The organism is Streptomyces lydicus (assembly GCF_000717345.1).
GTDB classification, from domain to species: domain Bacteria; phylum Actinomycetota; class Actinomycetes; order Streptomycetales; family Streptomycetaceae; genus Streptomyces; species Streptomyces lydicus.
This window is the reverse complement of record NZ_JNZA01000003.1, coordinates 168,072-184,258: the sequence shown is the minus strand read 5'-3', so window position 1 is coordinate 184,258 and position 16,187 is coordinate 168,072. Positions and strand designations below refer to the sequence as shown.

Here is a 16,187-nt window from a genome sequence, read left to right as displayed (position 1 = left end):
CCCGCATGGCCGACTGGGACATCAAGAAGCTGCGCATCCTGCGCACCCTCCAGGAGCTGGGCACGGTCACCGCGACCGCCGAGGCGCTGCACATGACGCCCTCGGCGGTCTCCCAGCAGCTGACCGGGCTGGCCAAGGCCCTGGGCGTCACGCTCCTGGAGGCCCACGGCCGGCGGGTGCGGCTGACCGACGCGGCGCAGCTGGTGCTGCGCCACGCCGAGGCGGTCTTCGCCCAGCTGGAGCGCGCGGACGCGGAGCTGCTCGGCTACCTCCAGGGCGAGGCGGGGCAGGTCCGCGTCGGCGCGTTCTCCACCGCCGTGCCCGCGCTGGTGGTCCCCGCCGTCCAGGAGCTGCGCCGTACGCATCCGGGCCTGGCGGTCTCGGTACGGGAGGCGGAGGCGGAGGCCGCGTACGAGCTGCTGGCGGAGGGCAGCGTCGACCTGGCGCTGTCGCTGGCGGCCCACGCCCCCACGCCGCGCGACCCCAGGTTCAGCCGGGTCTCGCTGCTCGCCGACCCCCTGGACGTGGCGCTGCCGGCCGGGCATCCGCTGGCCGCCGAGCCCGGGCTGCGGCTGGCCGACCTGGCGGGCGAGCCCTGGATCTTCGGCAGCAGCGGGCCCTGGTCGCAGATCACCACCACCGCCTGCGAGAACGCCGGTTTCGTGCCCGAGCAGGCGCATGCCGCCGCCGACTGGAACGCGATCTGGGCGATGGTCGCGGCCGGGATGGGTGTGGCGCTGGTGCCCCGGATGGCGATGGCTGGAGTCGGTGCGCCCGGTCGTGCGCGCGGCGGCGCCGGCGTCGTGCTGCGGGTGCTGCACGCCGACCAGCCGCGCCGCCATGTGGTGGCGGCCGTCCGGCGCGGCTCCGAGGGGGCGCCGGGGCTGTCCCGGGTACTGGCCGCGCTCCGGCAGGCGGCGGCCGCCCAGGCGCGCGGCGACGGCACCCCGCCGCCCGCCTGACGCCCTCCGAGCCGGGGCGACCGTTCAGCTGGACTGAACATATCGTCCAAGAACTTTCGATGGACCTGTGAGGTGATCGGCTGCGACGGTGGTCCCGTCCGCACCACCCGACCCGTCGAAGGGCGACGATGACCACCTCCCCGGCCGACACCACTGATCCGCACGCCAACGACGCCGACCCGTACGGTGGCGGCGACCCCTTTGCCGACTACCGCGGCGGGGACTTCCCCTTCACCTCGCTCGTCGACCTCGCCGACCGCCGCTTCGGCGCCGGGGTGATCGCCGCGAACGACGAGTTCTTCGCCGAGCGCGAGAACCTGCTGAAGCCCGGCCCGGCGGTCTTCGACCCCGAGCACTTCGGCCACAAGGGCAAGATCATGGACGGCTGGGAGACCCGGCGGCGGCGCGGCGCCGACGGCGAGCACCCCTTCCCGACCGACGACGAGCACGACTGGGCGCTGATCCGCCTGGCCGCCCCCGGCGTGATCCGCGGGATCATCGTCGACACCGCCCACTTCCGCGGCAACTACCCGCAACAGGTCACCGTCGAGGCGACCGCGCTGCCCGGCAGCCCGAGCCCCGAGGACCTGCTCGCCGACGACGTGAAGTGGGAGGAGCTGGTCCCGCGCACGCCCGTACGCGGCCACGCCGCCAACGGGTTCGAGGTCACCGTGGAGCGCCGCTTCACCCACCTCCGCCTCAAGCAGCACCCCGACGGCGGCATAGCCCGCCTCCGGGTCCACGGCGAGGTCATACCCGACCCGGAGTGGCTGGACGTGCTCGGCACCCTCGACCTGGCCTCCGTGATGCACGGCGGCACCGTCGAGGACGCCTCCGACCGCTTCTACTCCTCGCCGACCCAGATCATCCAGCCCGACCTGTCCCGCAAGATGGACGACGGCTGGGAGAACCGCCGCCGCCGGGTCAAGGGCACCAACGACTGGGTGCGCTTCCGGCTCGCCGCGCAGGGCGAGATCCGCGCGGTGGAGATCGACACCGCCTACCTCAAGGGCAACTCCGCGGGCTGGGCGGCGCTCTACGGCTGCGACGCGGAGTCGGCCGACCCGGCGGACGAGTCGGCCTGGTTCGAGATCGTGCCGCGCACCAAGCTGCAGCCCGACACCCCGCACCGCTTCGCGCTGCCCCGCCGGGTCACCGCCACGCACGTACGGCTGGACGTCTTCCCCGACGGCGGCCTGGCCCGCATGCGGCTGCACGGCGACCTCACCGAGACCGGCCGCGCCGCGCTCGTCCGCCGCTTCGACGAGCTGAGCGGCTGAGCCGCCCCGTTTCACCTCGCCGGGCCCCGCGGGAGGGGGCGGGGCCCGGCGTACCCGGCCCGCCCGGTGGACGGAGCGCGTCTGGCGCCTGTCCACCGGGCGTTTCCATGCCGGCGGGTCGGCTAGCGGGCCGCGCCCGCCGCCGCGTCGGCCGCCTGCGCCTTCAGCGCCCGCTCGATGCCGGCCCGGGACTCCGTGACCAGCCGGCGCAGCGCCGGGCTCGGCTCGGCCGACGCCAGCCAGGCGTCGGTCGCGTCCAGCGTCTCCTGCGAGACCTGGAGCGCCGGGTAGAGGCCGACCACGATCTGCTGAGCCATCTCGTGGCTGCGGGAGTTCCAGATGTCCTTCACCGCTTCGAAGTACTTCGCGGTGTACGGCGCCAGCAGCTCCCGCTGGTCGGTCTGCACGAAGCCGCCGATGACGGCCGCCTGCACGGCGTTGGGGAGCTTGTCGGAGGTGACGACCGAGGCCCAGGACTCCGCCTTCGCCTCCGCACTCGGACGGGCCGCGCGCGCCGTCGCCGCGTGCCGCTCACCCGCGGACGTCCGGTCCCGCTCCAGCTCCGCCGCGACGGCCTTCTCGTCGGCCCGGCCGGTGGCGGCCAGCCGCTCCAGCAGCGACCAGCGCAGCTCGGTGTCCACGGCCAGCCCCGGGATTTCCTCGGTGCCGTCCAACAGGCCCTGCAGCAGCGCCAGTTGCTCGTCCGTCCGGGCCGCGGCGGCGAACGCCCTGGCCCACGCCAGCTGGTGGTCGCTGCCCGGCTCCGCCGCGCGCAGGTGCGCGAGCGCCGCCTCGGTCCAGGCGCCCAGGCCCGCCTCGCGCCACTCCGGTGCCGCGTACAGGTCCAGCGCCAGCTTCACCTGGCGGTGCAGCGACTGCACCACGCCGATGTCGGACTCCTTGCCGATGCCCGACAGGACCAGCGCCAGGTAGTCGCGGGTGGCCAGTTCGCCGTCCCGGGTCATGTCCCAGGCCGACGCCCACGACAGCGCGCGCGGCAGCGACTCGGTGAAGTCCCCGAGGTGCTCGGTGACGACCTTCAGCGACTCCTCGTCGAGGCGCACCTTGGCGTACGACAGGTCGTCGTCGTTGAGGAGGAGGACGGCCGGGCGCGCCTTGCCCACCAGCTGCGGTACCGGCGTCAGTTCGCCGTCCACGTCCAGTTCGATCCGCTCGGTGCGGACCAGCTTGCCGTCCTGGAGCTCGTACGCCCCGATCGCGATCCGGTGCGGCCGCAGGACCGGCTCGCCCTTCGCGCCGGCCGGCAGCGCCGGGGCCTCCTGCTTGACCGCGAACGCGGTGATCACGCCGTCGGCGTCCACCTCGATCCGCGGCCGGAGGATGTTGATGCCGGCCGTCTCCAGCCACTTCTTCGACCACGTCTTCAGGTCACGGCCGGAGGTCTCCTCCAGCGCGCCGAGCAGGTCGCTGAGCCGGGTGTTCCCGTAGGCGTGCGCCTTGAAGTAGGACTGCACGCCCTTGAAGAACTCCTCCATGCCCACGTAGGCGACCAGCTGCTTGAGGACGCTGGCGCCCTTGGCGTACGTGATGCCGTCGAAGTTGACCAGGACGTCGTCGAGGTCGTTGATCTCGGCCATGATCGGGTGGGTGGACGGCAGCTGGTCCTGCCGGTAGGCCCAGGTCTTCATGGAGTTGGCGAACGTCGTCCACGAGTGCGGCCACTTCGAGCCCGGCGCGTACGCCTGGCAGGCGATCGAGGTGTAGGTGGCGAACGACTCGTTCAGCCACAGGTCGTTCCACCACTCCATGGTGACCAGGTCGCCGAACCACATGTGCGCCAGCTCGTGCAGGACGGTCTCCGCGCGCACCTCGTACGCCGCGTCCGTCACCTTCGACCGGAAGACGTACTGGTCGCGGATGGTCACCGCGCCCGCGTTCTCCATCGCGCCGGCGTTGAACTCCGGCACGAAGAGCTGGTCGTACTTGGCGAACGGGTAGGCGTAGTCGAACTTCTCCTGGAACCAGTCGAAGCCCTGCCGGGTGACCTCGAAAATGGCGTCCGCGTCCAGGTGCTCGGCCAGCGACGGCCGGCAGTAGATGCCCAGCGGCACCGTCCGCCCGTCCTTCTCGTACGTGCTGTGCACGCTGTGGTACGGGCCCGCGATCAGCGCGGTGATGTACGTCGAGATCCGCGGCGTCGGCTCGAACCGCCAGATGTTCCCGCTCGGCTCGGGCGTCGGCGAGTTGGAGATCACCGTCCAGCCCTCCGGGGCCTTCACGGTGAACTGGAAGGTCGCCTTCAGGTCCGGCTGCTCGAAGGACGCGTACACCCGCCGGGCGTCCGGCACCTCGAACTGGGTGTAGAGGTAAGCCTGCTGGTCCACCGGGTCGACGAAGCGGTGCAGGCCCTCGCCGGTGTTCGTGTAGGCGCAGTCCGCGACGACGGTCAGCTCGTTGCGGCCGGCCCGCAGCCCCGGCAGCGCGATCCGCGAGTCCTTGAACACCGCGGCCGGATCCAGCGCCTCGCCGTTGAGCACGACCTCGTGCACGGTGGGGGCCACCAGGTCGATGAACGACTCCGCGCCCGCCTCGGCGGCGTCGAACCGGACCGTCGTCGCGGACCGGAAGGTGCCCCCCTCCTGGGCGCCGGAGAGGTCGAGATCGATCTCGTACGCGTCCACGGTCAGCAGCCGCGCGCGCTGCTGCGCCTCGTCGCGGGTCAGATTCGTGCCAGGCACCCGTTCGTCTCCTTCGCATTGCTCATCGCATCGGACTCTTCCGTCATCTTTCCACGCGGACCCGTGCGCCCGAGGGCTGGTTATTCGAGGGACCGGCGGCCGACCGCGTGGTCCGATTCCCGCCGGCGCCGCCCGGGGGCCGCGGGTGACGCTGGACGCATGACGACCTACACCCCCCTTCCCATTCCGCCCGCCGCGCTCAAGGAAATCCGCGGGACCGACGACGCCGGGCGGCCCGTCGAGCCGTACCGCGCGCGGGAGGACGGCCGGCCGGTGGACTGCGTCGGCAGTCCGCTGCGCTGCTGCCTGCGCGCCATCGAGCCCGGCGAGCTGGTGGCGCTGGTCTCGTACGCGCCGCTGCGGCGCTGGGCCGAGCGGACCGGCGCCAGGCCCGGGGCCTACGACGAGCAGGGCCCGGTGTTCATCCACGCCGAGGAGTGCGACGGGCCGGCCGAGGCGACCGCGGAGTACCCGTTCGCGCGGCCGGGTGCGCTGCGGACGCTGCGCCGCTACAACGCCGAAGGGCAGATCGTCGGCGGGCGGCTCTTCGAGATCCCCGAGGACGCCGGGGCGGGCTTCGACGCCGCGCTGGACGAGGCGTTCGCCGACCCGCGGGTCGTGCTGGTGCACGTCCGGGCCGTGGAGTACGGGTGCTTCCAGTTCGAGGTGCGGCGGGGCTGACGCCGCGCGGGGGCACGGAAAAGGGCGGTGCCCGTACCGAGACCCGGGGTCTCGGTACGGGCACCGCCCTGCGGCCGGGTCGGTCAGCCGCGCAGTTCCGCCGCGACCAGCTCCGCGATCTGGACGGCGTTCAGCGCCGCGCCCTTGCGGAGGTTGTCGTTGGAGAGGAACAGCGCCAGGCCGTTCTCGGCGGTCTCGTCGGCGCGGATCCGGCCCACGAAGGAGGCGTCCTGGCCGGCGGCCTGGAGCGGGGTGGGGACGTCGGAGAGGGTGACGCCGGGGGCGCCGGCCAGCAGCTCCTGCGCGCGGGCGGGGCTGATCGGGCGCGCGAAGCGGGCGTTGACCTGGAGCGAGTGGCCGGAGAAGACCGGGACGCGGACGCAGGTGCCGGACACCTTCAGGTCCGGGATCTCCAGGATCTTGCGGCTCTCGTGGCGGAGCTTCTGCTCCTCGTCGGTCTCGTTCAGACCGTCGTCGACGATCGAGCCGGCCATCGGCAGCACGTTGAAGGCGATCGGGCGGACGTACTTGTCGGGCTCGGGGAACTCCACCGCCGAGCCGTCGTGCGTCAGCTTGGTGGCGTCCTGCTCGACGGCCTTGCGGACCTGGCCGTCCAGCTCCTCCACACCGGCCAGGCCACTGCCGGAGACCGCCTGGTAGGTGGCGACGACCAGCGAGACCAGGCCGGCCTCGTCGTGCAGCGGGCGCAGCACCGGCATCGCGGCCATGGTCGTGCAGTTCGGGTTGGCGATGATGCCCTTGGGGCGGTCCGTGATGGCCTGCGGGTTGACCTCGGACACGACCAGCGGGACCTCGGGGTCACGGCGCCAGGCGGAGGAGTTGTCGATCACCACGGGGCCGGCGTCGGCGACCTTCTGCGCGAGGGCCTTGGACGTCGCGCCGCCGGCCGAGAAGAGGACGATGTCCAGCCCGGAGTAGTCGGCGGTGGCCGCGTCCTCAATGGTGATCTCGGTGTCCTGCCACGGCAGGGTGCGTCCGGCGGACCGGGACGAAGCGAACAGCCGCAGCTGCTCGACCGGGAAGTTCCGCTCGGCGAGGATGCCCCGCATCACGCCGCCGACCTGTCCGGTGGCTCCGACGATTCCGACCCTCATGGGACTCCTTCTTTCTGGCCTGACGTGGGTGTCTGCTCGGAACACCTGCTCAGTAGTGCCTCCATCATGTGTGTGACACCCGTCGCCTTGTCCAATCCATTCCATTCTGCGGAGGATCGCAAGCCGTACGGACGCGTAGCGTGACCGGCCGCCTGCGAAGCGTGCCGCGGGGCCGGTGGCGGGCGCCCCGGATACCCCGTGCGGTGAACGCGCGGTGACCGCCGTGCGCAGGCCCGGGCAGGGACCGGTGACCGCCCGGTGACCGGCAGATCCCTGCCCGGTGATGGGTTCCCGGCGTTGCGGTGGCGTTCACGCGCAGGTCATTCCCGGTGCCAACCATCCCTGGTGACGGGCCAGTTGTGCGGCGGAGGGGTGACACGGAGTCCCCCTCCCGCCGCCCGCGGGCCCGGCCGCCGTCGCGTTCGCACCCGGGGAGCCCGCGTATGTCCCGTATACGGTCCGCCGCCACTCTCGACCGCCGTACGTTCCTCGCCGCCACCGGTGCGGTCGGCGCCGCCACCGGGCTCGGCCTCGCCTTCGGCGGCCCCGGCCGGACGGCCGAGGCCGCCACCGTCAGCCCCGGCCCGGCCCCCGCCGCGCCGATCTCCGTCGACGCCCCCGCCGTGCCCCGGGTGCCGTTCACCAGGGGCACCACCCTCGCCGGCGTCGCCACGCCGCGCGGCACCGGGGGCTACCGCCGGCTCGCCGACGGGCCGGCCTGGGACCGGGTGGTGCGCGCCGAGCTGGCCGCCGCGCACGCCGGACGGGCCCGGCGCCGCACCGCGCTGGCGTCGTTCGTGCAGCTCACCGACCTGCACCTGGTCGATGTGCAGAGCCCGCTGCGCTACGAGTACCTGCGCGCGGAGACGGCGAGCGCCTGGCGGCCGCAGGAGGCGCTCTCCGTCGCCGGGGTCGTCTCGCTGATCGAGCGGGTCAACGCGCTGCCCGGCGGGCCCGCCACCGGCGCCCCGCTGTCCTTCGTGATCACCACCGGTGACAACACCGACAACAACTCCAAACTGGAGCTGGAGTGGTTCCTGACCGCGATGAGCGGCGGCCGGATCACCCCCAATTCCGGTGACCCCCGCCGCTACGAAGGCGTCCAGGACAGCGGCCTGAAGCTGTACTGGCAGCCGGACAGCGCGCTGCGGGACGCCGACAAGGCGCTGGGCTTCCCGCAGCTGCACGGCTTCCTGGACGCGGCGATCCGGACCGTGCAGAGCCCCGGCCTCCGGCTGCCCTGGTACTCCACGGTCGGTAACCACGACTCGCTGCCCGGCGGCTGCTACGCCCCCGGCGACCCCTTCTTCACGGACCTCGCCACCGGGGGCCACAAGCTGGAGACGCTGCCCGCCGCGGAGGCCGCGAAGGTCTGGAAGGCGGTCAAGGACGGCCTCGACCCCAAGGGCGCGGACTTCAAGCGGATGCTGAAGGCGCACGCCAAGCAGGCCAGGCGGGTCACCCCCGACGAGCGCCGGGCCCCCTTCACCCGCGCCGAGTACCTGCGTGCCCACCTCGACCCGTCGCACGCCGGCCACGGCCCGCACGGCCACGGCTACACCGCGGCGAACCTCGCGGAGAACCGCCTCTACTACACCTTCCGGGTCTCCGACCACGTCCTCGGCATCAGCCTGGACACCACCGACCCCGGCGGCCACTACACCGGTTCGGTCGGCGAGGCGCAGCTGCGCTGGCTGGAGCGGACGCTGAAGGAGAACGAGAAGGGCGAGAAGGCGCACGTCCTGGTCTTCAGCCACCACACCAGCAAGACCATGAACAACACCCGGCCCGACCCGGCCCGCCCGCACGAGAAGCGGTACGGCGGTGCCGCACTGGTCGAGCTGCTGGCGGCGCACCCCCGCGTCGTCGGGTGGATCAACGGCCACAGCCACAAGAACGACATCACCCCGCACGGCAGCTTCTGGGAGGTGTCCACCGCCTCGCACATCGACTTCCCGCAGCTGGCCCGGGTCATCGAGCTGGTGGACAACCACGACGGGACGCTGTCGCTGATCACCACCCTCGTCGAGTCGGCCGCCCCGCACCGCACGGACTTCTCCGACCTCTCGCAGACCGGGCTGGCGGCCCTCTACCGCGAGCTGTCCTTCAACGCCCCCGAGGCCCGCAAGGACCTGGTGGGCACGGCCCGGGACCGCAACGTCGAGCTGCTGCTCAAGCGGCGCTGACGGAGCCGGGGCGGGACCGGGCCGGCTCCGGGGGCGGGGCCCCGTCAGCGCGGCAGGGCCATCACATACGCGCTCGGCTCCCGCTCCGGCGCCGCCATCAGAGCCGTACGGATCACCGCCGCCTGCTGCTCGGGGGCCTCCCGCAGGGTGCGCGGGAGGCAGCGGACGACGGTGATGCCCAGCCGCTCCAGGTGCTCGCGCTTGTGGTCGAAGGCCGAGTGCAGCGGGTCCTCCTCGGGCCGCGGCACGCGGGTGTCGATCTCCAGGGCCACCCCGTGCTCCGGCCAGAAGGCGTCCACCCCACCCAGGTGCGGGCCGCCCGGCAGCCGCAGATCGACGTTCCACAGGGGCTCCGGCAGCCCGTGCTCGCGGACCACCGCGTACAGCCGCTGCTCGGCCAGCGCCCGGCCCTCGGCGAGCAGCGTGTCCACCGCGTCGACCACGTGCGGCCGGGTCAGCAGCCGTGCCCGGCTCAGCTCCCGTACCACCGCGGCCGCCTCGCAGTGCCCGCCGCGTACCGCCTCGGTCAGCAGCCGGCGCACCGCCGCGGCGTCGCTGAGCCCGGCCACCGCGTCCGCGACCGCGCGCGGCACCGGGGCGGTCGGCACCCCGGTGACCTCCTGCGGCGCCGGCAGGTCCGCGGCCCGGACGATCTGCGCGAAGCCGGTGGAGCGCAGCCGCCGGGTGCGGGCGACCAGTACCTCGATGCGGTCCAGGGCGAGCAGTGGGGGTGTCTCGGAGAAGCCGTGCAGGGCGAGCGCCGCCAGGCCGGTGATCATCACCGGCGGGGCGTCGGTGGACGGGGCGCCCTGCTGGGGCACCGTCGGCCCCCGGTGGGTGGCGTACAGCAGCGCCGCCCGGAGCCGCTCCTCGCTGGTGGGCGGGCCGGGATGCAGCAGGTACACGCCGGGGAGCACCTGCTGCCAGCAGCCGCCGGGGCGGCAGCGCTCGGTGAGCTCCGCGGCGGGGACGCCGTGCTGCCGGAGCTGACGGGAGGTCAGCACCCGGGTGCCCAGGCCGGAGAGGTGGTGGAGGGGGAGGGGGGAGAGCGGGGTGTCGTTCATGACAGGGCGATTCCCGCGCCCGCTCCACCCCCTAACCGCTGTTACACGCCCGTACCCGGAACCGGACAATCCTGGGCTAAAGTACGGGCGTTCGACTGCCGAAAAGGGCTGGTCGCCGCGGAGGTTACGGCCTCGTCCCGGCCGCCTCGTCACAAGCCTGTGCCCGCAGCGCCCGGGCCAGATCGTCGCGCTCCTCCAGCACCAGCCGGCGCAGTGCGGGCGCCGCCTGCTCGTGCCCGGCCAGCCAGGCGTCCGCGGCGTCCAGCGTGGACTGCTCCACCAGCCACGCCGGGAACAGCCCGCGCACGACGTCCATCGCGATCTCGATCGACCGCTCCTGCCACACCCGCTCGATCGCCGCGAAGTAGCGCGGCGCGAACGGCGCCAGCAGCGCGCGCTGGCCGGGCTGCGCGAAGCCCGCGATGGTCGCCTCCACCAGGGCGTTGGACAGCACGTCGGACTCCACCACGTCCGACCAGGCCCGCTCCTTGACCTCGGCCGAGGGCCGGGCCGCCAGGCAGCGCACCTGGTGGCGCTTGCCGGACGCGGTGTCGTCCCGGGCCAGCTCCGCGGCGATCAGTGCCTCGTCGGCGACGCCGTGCGCGGCCAGCGGCTCCAGGAACGCCCAGCGCAGCTCCTGGTCCACCTCCAGGCCGTCGATCTTCGCCGTGCCCTCCAGCAGGCCCTTGAGCAGCTGGAGGTCGGCGGGCGTGGAGGCGATCGCGGCGAAGTGCCGGGCCCAGGTGAGCTGGTGGCCGCTGCCCGGCTCGGCCAGCCGCAGCTCGTGCCGCGCGCCCTCGGCCAGCTCACGGGCGGCCGGCTCGCGGCGGTCCGGCGCGGAGTAGTACTCCAGCGCCGTCTGGGCCTGCCCGTGCAGCGACTGCAGGACGCCGATGTCCGTCTCCTTGCCGGCGAACCGCCGCACCAGGTCGAGGTAGTCGCGGGCCGGCATCAGCCCGTCGCGGGTCAGCCCCCACAGGGCGGCCCAGCACAGCGCCCGCGCCATCGGGTCGGTCAGGTCCCCGAGCCGGGTACGCAGCGTGGCCAGCGACCCCTCGTCGAACCGGACCTTGCAGTACGTCAGGTCCTCGTCGTTGACCAGGATCAGCTCGGGCCGCTCCAGGCCCGCCAGCTCCGGCACCGCCGTCCGGGGCCCGGTCACGTCCACCTCGACGTGGGCGTAGCGCACCAGCGCCGCGTCCCCGCTCCCGGAGAACACGGACTGCCGCCGGTAGAGGCCCACCGCGACCCGGTGCGGCCGCAGCTCGGGGTGCGCGGGCGCGGCCTCCTGGAGGACGCTCAGCTCGGTGATCCGGTCCTGGGCGTCGTAAGTGACCTGCGGGGTGAGGGAGTTGACCCCGGCCGTCTCCAGCCAGGACCGCGACCAGGCCGCCATGTCCCGACCGGACGTCTCCTCCAGCACCGCCAGCAGGTCCGCGAGCCGGGTGTTGCCGTACGCGTGCCGCTTGAAGTAGCGCCGGGCGCCCTCCAGGAACGCGTCCTGCCCCACGTACGCCACCAGTTGCTTGAGCACCGCGGCGCCCTTGGCGTACGTGATGCCGTCGAAGTTGAGCTTGGCGTCCTCCAGGTCCCGGATGTCGGCGGTGACCGGGTGGGTGGAGGGCAGCTGGTCGGCGCGGTAGGCCCAGGACTTGCGGCGGTTGGCGAAGGTGATCCAGCCGCCGGTGAAGCGGGTCGCCTCCACCAGGGCGAAGGCACCCATGAAGTCCGCGTAGGACTCCTTGAGCCACAGGTCGTCCCACCACTGCATGGTCACCAGGTCGCCGAACCACATGTGCGCCATCTCGTGCAGGATGACGTTGGCCCGGCGCTCGTAGGACGCCTCGGTGACCTTGCCGCGGAAGATGAACTCCTCGCGGAAGGTGACGCAGCCCGGGTTCTCCATCGCGCCGAGGTTGTACTCGGGCACGAAGGCGGTGTCGTACTTCCCGAAGGGGTACGGGAAGTCGAAGTGGTCGTGGAAGAAGTCCAGGCCCTGCTTGGTGACGGTGAAGACGTCGTCCGCGTCGAAGTGCTTGGCCAGCCCCTTGCGGCACAGCGCGCCCAGCGGGATCTCCAGCTCGGTGCCGTCGGCGAAGGTGCGCCGGTAGCTGTCGGAGACGTAGTGGTACGGGCCCGCGACGACCGCCGTGATGTAGGTCGAGATCGGCTCGGTCGTCGCGAACCGGTGCCGCCCGGCCTCGGCCTCGCCCTCCTGGGCGCCGTTGCTCAGCACCACCCACCCCTCGGGGGCCGTCACCTCGAAGGTGAACGGGGCCTTCAGGTCGGGCTGTTCGAAGTTCGCGAAGACCCGGCGGGCGTCGGCCGGCTCGTACTGCGTGTAGAGGTAGACCTCGCCGTCCTCGGGGTCCACGAAGCGGTGCAGGCCCTCGCCGGTCCGGCTGTAGGCGCACCGGGCATCGACGACGAGGGTGTTCTCGGCGGCCAGGTCGTCCAGCGCGATCCGGGTGCCGTCGAAGACGGTGGCGGGGTCCAGCGCCCGTCCGTTGAGGGTGACGGAGACGACCTCGGGTGCCAGCAGGTCCGCGAAGGTCGAGGCGCCGGGCTCGGCGCACCGGAAGCGGAGCGTCGTACGCGACCGGAAGGTGTCCGCGTCCGGTCCCTGCGCGACCGCTGAGCGGACGTCGAGCGCCACGTCATAGGCGTCGACGCCCAGCAGCCGGCCCCGCTGACGTGCCTCGTCCCGGGACAGATTCTCACCTGGCACGACGTGACTCCCTCGTCCTCGTCTCGAATATCGAACACGGGGAATCATGGCACGGCCGCCGGCGGTTGAACCGTCCACACAGCACCACGTCCGAGAACCGACGCAGCACCGCTCTCACGAGGAGACGAGACCCCGTGTCCGAAACCGCGAAGACCCCGGCAGACTTCTGGTTCGACCCCCTGTGCCCCTGGGCCTGGATGACCTCCCGCTGGATGCTGGAGGTGGAGAAGGTCCGCCCGGTCGAGGTGCGCTGGCACGTGATGAGCCTGGCGGTCCTCAACGAGGACAAGCTCGACACGCTGCCCGCGGAGTACGCCGAGAACATGCGCCCCGGCGGCAAGGCGTGGGGCCCGGTCCGCGTGGTGATCGCCGCGCAGCAGCTGCACGGTGACGAGGCCGTCGGCCGGCTCTACACCGCGCTCGGCACCCGTTTCCACAACGAGGGCCTCGGCGTGACCCCGGAGAGCATCGCCGCCGCCCTCGACGACGCGGGCCTGCCCGCCGAGCTGATCGAGTACGCCGGCAAGGACACCTATGACACGCAGCTGCGCGCCTCCCACAAGGAGGGCATCGACCTGGTCGGCCAGGAGGTCGGCACCCCGGTCATCGCGGTCCCCGGCGCGGACGGCGAGCAGATTGCCTTCTTCGGCCCGGTGGTCACCCCCGCCCCCAAGGGCGAGCAGGCCGCCAAGCTCTGGGACGGCACGCTGATGGTGGCGTCCATCCCCGGCTTCTACGAGATCAAGCGGACCCGCACGCAGCCGCCGCTCTTCGACTGACCCGTCGTCGCGCGGTCCCCGTGGGAGCGCCCCCGCACGTATCGGACGTGCGGGGGCGCTCCGTTCTTCCGGCCCGCCGCGCGAAGGGTGAGAAGACGATCACGAGGCGGGACGCGCGGCGCGCCGTTACGGCGCGAGCAGCAGGTTGTTCGCGCGCTCCTTGGCGGCGGTGTACCGCTTGGCCACGTCCTGCCAGTTCACGACCTGCCACATGGCCTCGATGAAGTCCACCTTCTGGTTCTTGTACTGGAGGTAGAAGGCGTGCTCCCAGGCGTCGAAGACCAGGATCGGCACCGAGCCCTGGCCGACGTTGCCCTGGTGGTCGTAGATCTGCTCGACGATCAGCCGGCCCGTGACGGGCTCGTAGGCCAGTACGCCCCAGCCGGAGCCCTGGGTGGTGGCCGACGCCTTGGTCAGCTGGGCCTTGAACTTCCGGAACGAGCCGAAGGACTCGGCGATCGCGTCGGCCAGCTCGCCCACGCCGTCCTTCTCCAGCGGCTCACCGCCGCCGTCGCCGGTCATGTTGTGCCAGTAGATGCTGTGCAGGATGTGGCCGGAGAGGTGGAACGCGAGGTTCTTCTCCAGGCCGTTGATGGTGCCCCACTGGTCCTTGTCGCGCGCCTCGGCGAGCTGCTCCAGGGTGTCGTTCGCGCCCTTGACGTAGGCCGCGTGGTGCTTGTCGTGGTGCAGCTCGATGATCTCGGGGCTGATGACCGGAGCCAGCGCCGCGTAGTCGTAGGGGAGTTCCGGAAGTGTGTAGGTCGCCATGCCGATCCCGCCTCCAAGCTGCATAAGTGCAGTAGTTGCAATCAATGTGCAGAAGCACGCTATCAGCAGCAGCGATCTTCGACCGGGCACGGGGAGCGGGCCGGTCCGAAAGACGGAGGCGGGGCGGGACCTCGGAAGGAGGTCCCGCCCCGCCTGTGGGGATGTCCGGAGGAGCGCTACTGACCGGCCGGCCCGGCGCCCTTGCCCAGCGTCCGCTTCCGCGCCAGCCCGATCACGGCCAGCACCACGCCGAAGCCGCCGGTGAACAGCAGCTGGATGCGCTGGTTCTCGTCCCGCAGCATCAGCAGCAGCACGGCGACGATGCCCGCCAGCGCCACCCACGTCAGCACCGGGAAGGCCCACATCTTCACCACGAGCTTCTCGGGCGCCTCGCGCTCCATCTGGCGCCGCATCCTCAGCTGGGCGACGGCGATGAAGCCCCAGACCACCAGGACGGCCGCGCCGACCATGTTCAGCAGCCACTGGAAGACCGTGGTGGGCCACCAGAAGCTGAACAGCACCGCGAGGAAGCCGAAGGCGGAGCACAGCAGCACCGTGCGGCGCGGCACCCCGCCGCTGACCTTGCCGAAGAACGCCGGGCCCTGGCCGCGGGAGATCAGCGAGTACGCCATCCGGGAGGCGCCGTAGATGTTGGCGTTCACCGCGGAGAGCAGCGCCACCAGGATGACCACGTTCATGATCTGGCCGGCCGCCGGGATCTTGAGGTAGTCCAGCACCGCGACGTAGGGGCCGGACTTGGCGATCGAGGGGGCGCTCCACGGGATGACCGTGACGATGACCGCCATCGAGCCGACGTAGAAGAGGGCGATCCGCCACATCGCGGTGCGCACCGCGCTCGCCACCCCGCGCACCGGGTCCTTGGACTCGGCGGCCGCGATGGTCACCGTCTCCAGACCGCCGTACGCGAACACCGACGCCAGCAGACCCACCATCAGGCCGTCGACGCCCTTGGGCAGGAAGCCGCCGTCACCGGTGAGGTGCGAGGTGCCCGGCGCGTGGGTGCCGGGGAGCACGCCGAAGATCGCCAGCAGGCCCAGGACCAGGAAGATGCCGATCGCCGCGACCTTCAGGGCGGCGAACCAGAACTCGAACTCACCGAAGTTGGAGACCGCCGTCAGGTTCGTGGCGGTGAAGATCACCATGAACAGCAGGACCCACATCCAGGGCTCGGTGCCCGGGAACCATTGGTGCATCACGTCCGCGGCGCCCAGCGCCTCGGCGGCCACCGCCACGCACAGCAGCGCGGTGAACATCCAGCCCACCGTGAAGCCGGCCCAGGAGCCTATGGAGCGCTCGGCGTGCACCGAGAAGGAGCCGGAGGCCGGATTGGCCGCGGCCATCTCGCCCAGCATCCGCATGATCAGCATGACCAGGGCGCCCGAGACGGCGTAGGCCAGCACGATCGAGGGCCCGGCCGCCGCGATGCCCTCGCGCGAGCCGACGAACAGGCCCGCGCCGATCACGCCGCCCAGCGCGATCATCGACAGATGGCGCTGCTTGAGGCCGTTGGACAGCGAAGGGCCACTATCGGGGCCGGCGCCGTGCCCCGCGCCGGTCTGCCCGTGCGCGGGTGCGGCGGACGAGGGTGTCCGATTCATGTCGTACCTGTCCCAGTAGGTGAGAGCGGAGCAAGGCGATACTGCGTTCTCCCGGGGCGGCGACCGGTGCGACGGTGCTGCCAGGCCCCTCGGACCCCTGCCGGGGCAGCGGGTCGCGCAGGGGCTGCCGACGGCGCAACTCCGGGGTCCTCGGCAAAGCTGGCTCAGTCTGGGTGCCGGTGTCCGCTCAGGGCAACAGTCGTGCAGCGAATGTTCGGTATTCAGACGTGATCGTGACCGTACGTACCCGAATCGTCGTCGAATGCGACGCGGTGTGACGCACGTCTCGTGCCGCCCGGTGCTGGC

Annotated in this window: 11 protein-coding genes; 5 read left to right on the top strand and 6 right to left on the bottom strand. The window is 72.2% G+C overall.

Features of this window, described 5'->3' with window-relative positions:
- Positions 1-5 precede the first annotated feature (5 nt).
- Together OO62_RS03705 and alc are read left to right on the top strand one after the other, a co-directional pair.
- The gene (locus OO62_RS03705) at positions 6-962 is read left to right on the top strand and encodes a LysR family transcriptional regulator (RefSeq protein WP_033265702.1); all 957 of its coding nucleotides are present in this window, start codon (positions 6-8) and stop codon (positions 960-962) included.
- A gap of 128 nt (positions 963-1,090) precedes the next feature.
- Entirely contained in the window at positions 1,091-2,242 is a 1,152-nt protein-coding gene (alc, locus tag OO62_RS03700; RefSeq protein WP_033265701.1) for an allantoicase, read from the top strand.
- Positions 2,243-2,364: 122 nt separating this feature from the next.
- On the opposite strand, the gene pepN (OO62_RS03695) is transcribed toward alc, so the two are convergent.
- Entirely contained in the window at positions 2,365-4,941 is a 2,577-nt protein-coding gene (gene pepN, locus OO62_RS03695; protein ID WP_033265700.1) for an aminopeptidase N, read from the bottom strand.
- Between the two features lie 159 nt (positions 4,942-5,100).
- Here pepN (OO62_RS03695) and OO62_RS03690 point away from each other — a divergent pair, with 159 nt between their 5' ends.
- Positions 5,101-5,622 (top strand): DUF1203 domain-containing protein, encoded by a 522-nt coding sequence (locus tag OO62_RS03690; RefSeq protein ID WP_033265699.1) that lies wholly within the window; start codon positions 5,101-5,103, stop codon positions 5,620-5,622.
- Positions 5,623-5,705: 83 nt separating this feature from the next.
- Here OO62_RS03690 and OO62_RS03685 read toward each other — a convergent pair whose 3' ends face one another.
- Positions 5,706-6,737, bottom strand: coding sequence for an aspartate-semialdehyde dehydrogenase (locus OO62_RS03685; protein ID WP_033265698.1), 1,032 nt, complete (start codon positions 6,735-6,737; stop codon positions 5,706-5,708).
- A 443-nt stretch (positions 6,738-7,180) separates the two neighbouring features.
- On the opposite strand from OO62_RS03685, the gene OO62_RS03680 reads away from it, so the two are divergent.
- Positions 7,181-8,923: a TIGR03767 family metallophosphoesterase gene (locus OO62_RS03680; RefSeq protein ID WP_033265697.1), complete on the top strand. Its 1,743-nt coding sequence runs from the start codon at positions 7,181-7,183 to the stop codon at positions 8,921-8,923.
- 44 nt (positions 8,924-8,967) lie between these two features.
- Here the strand turns inward: OO62_RS03680 and OO62_RS03675 are convergent, their stop codons facing one another.
- A complete protein-coding gene (locus OO62_RS03675; protein WP_033265696.1) occupies positions 8,968-9,987 on the bottom strand; it encodes a hypothetical protein in 1,020 nt (339 codons plus the stop codon).
- A gap of 124 nt (positions 9,988-10,111) precedes the next feature.
- The gene (pepN, locus tag OO62_RS03670; RefSeq protein WP_033265695.1) at positions 10,112-12,715 is read right to left on the bottom strand and encodes an aminopeptidase N; all 2,604 of its coding nucleotides are present in this window, start codon (positions 12,713-12,715) and stop codon (positions 10,112-10,114) included.
- Between the two features lie 134 nt (positions 12,716-12,849).
- On the opposite strand from pepN (OO62_RS03670), the gene OO62_RS03665 reads away from it, so the two are divergent.
- Positions 12,850-13,494: a mycothiol-dependent nitroreductase Rv2466c family protein gene (locus OO62_RS03665; protein ID WP_033265694.1), complete on the top strand. Its 645-nt coding sequence runs from the start codon at positions 12,850-12,852 to the stop codon at positions 13,492-13,494.
- Positions 13,495-13,620: 126 nt separating this feature from the next.
- On the opposite strand, the gene OO62_RS03660 is transcribed toward OO62_RS03665, so the two are convergent.
- Together OO62_RS03660 and OO62_RS03655 are read right to left on the bottom strand one after the other, a co-directional pair.
- Positions 13,621-14,262 (bottom strand): superoxide dismutase, encoded by a 642-nt coding sequence (locus OO62_RS03660; RefSeq protein WP_033265693.1) that lies wholly within the window; start codon positions 14,260-14,262, stop codon positions 13,621-13,623.
- 176 nt (positions 14,263-14,438) lie between these two features.
- The gene (locus OO62_RS03655) at positions 14,439-15,881 is read right to left on the bottom strand and encodes an amino acid permease (protein WP_051732621.1); all 1,443 of its coding nucleotides are present in this window, start codon (positions 15,879-15,881) and stop codon (positions 14,439-14,441) included.
- Positions 15,882-16,187: the final 306 nt, after the last annotated feature.

Bases quoted from the DNA above. Each gene is read 5' to 3' on its own strand.
- OO62_RS03680 (WP_033265697.1), top strand. From the start codon at position 7,181: ATGTCCCGTATACGGTCCGCCGCCACTCTCGACCGCCGTACGTTCCTC.
- OO62_RS03690 (WP_033265699.1), top strand. From the start codon at position 5,101: ATGACGACCTACACCCCCCTTCCCATTCCGCCCGCCGCGCTCAAGGAA.
- OO62_RS03705 (WP_033265702.1), top strand. From the start codon at position 6: ATGGCCGACTGGGACATCAAGAAGCTGCGCATCCTGCGCACCCTCCAG.
- alc (WP_033265701.1), top strand. From the start codon at position 1,091: ATGACCACCTCCCCGGCCGACACCACTGATCCGCACGCCAACGACGCC.
- OO62_RS03685 (WP_033265698.1), bottom strand. From the start codon at position 6,737: ATGAGGGTCGGAATCGTCGGAGCCACCGGACAGGTCGGCGGCGTGATG.
- OO62_RS03675 (WP_033265696.1), bottom strand. From the start codon at position 9,987: ATGAACGACACCCCGCTCTCCCCCCTCCCCCTCCACCACCTCTCCGGC.
- OO62_RS03660 (WP_033265693.1), bottom strand. From the start codon at position 14,262: ATGGCGACCTACACACTTCCGGAACTCCCCTACGACTACGCGGCGCTG.
- OO62_RS03655 (WP_051732621.1), bottom strand. From the start codon at position 15,881: ATGAATCGGACACCCTCGTCCGCCGCACCCGCGCACGGGCAGACCGGC.